1 protein-coding gene and 1 pseudogene are annotated in these 664 nt (G+C 40.8%); both read right to left on the reverse strand.

What is annotated here, in order from left to right:
* Positions 1 to 172, reverse strand: a 172-nt coding sequence (locus R7O13_RS27640) for a catalase (protein ID WP_318305294.1), incomplete at its 3' end; no start/stop codon positions are given.
* Positions 173 to 506: 334 nt separating this feature from the next.
* Positions 507 to 664, reverse strand: a pseudogene (locus R7O13_RS27645) (glutathione S-transferase); the annotation flags it as partial.

A 664-nucleotide genomic window follows, 5' to 3' on the forward strand; every position in this document is an offset into this window, starting at 1 on the left:
AACCTTTTGCGTGCATACGACGCTCAGGGATCACTTCACGATCAAAGTGCGCTAGCTTTTCTAGAAACCAGACATCTTGTAGGAGTTGAGGGCCACGTGGGCCTGCTGTCATCACGTTTTGGTTATGAGCAACTGGGCAACCTGCTGCAGTCGTTAGCTTTTTGTTTGTCATTCTTATTTCCCTCCAGGGATTCATCAAAACCTTAGAATCTGAAAGGAAGATTATTACGGAAAGTCATGAGGTTAAAGCTGATAATGCTTATCAATTCAATAGGTGGTGACTATGGCCGAAAAGTCACAGAAATCAGAATTGGACTACATTTTAGTTGTTGATTTATCTTAGGATTTATTAGTAACAATTAAGAATAATTGGTAGGGATAGAAGAGGTATGAATGATTGAATTTATAAATGAATACTTGCGCTCTATTTCGATAAAAAACGTCCCTTTGATGCGATTGAGACAACGTTATTTGTCTTCAATCCACGCCTCACAGGGACGCTTACATTAAGCGTAGTTCACTTCAATTTGTTCGGCTTTCTCGAAAGCAGGGTGCGTCGCAAGTTGTTTACCGTAACGAACCATATTCGGGAATTGTTCTGCTAGGCCAAACATCTGTACTAACTCAACGATGAAAGACATCATGATGTCTGCACCCGTCAATC

Source organism: Vibrio sp. Y176, from assembly GCF_033438945.1.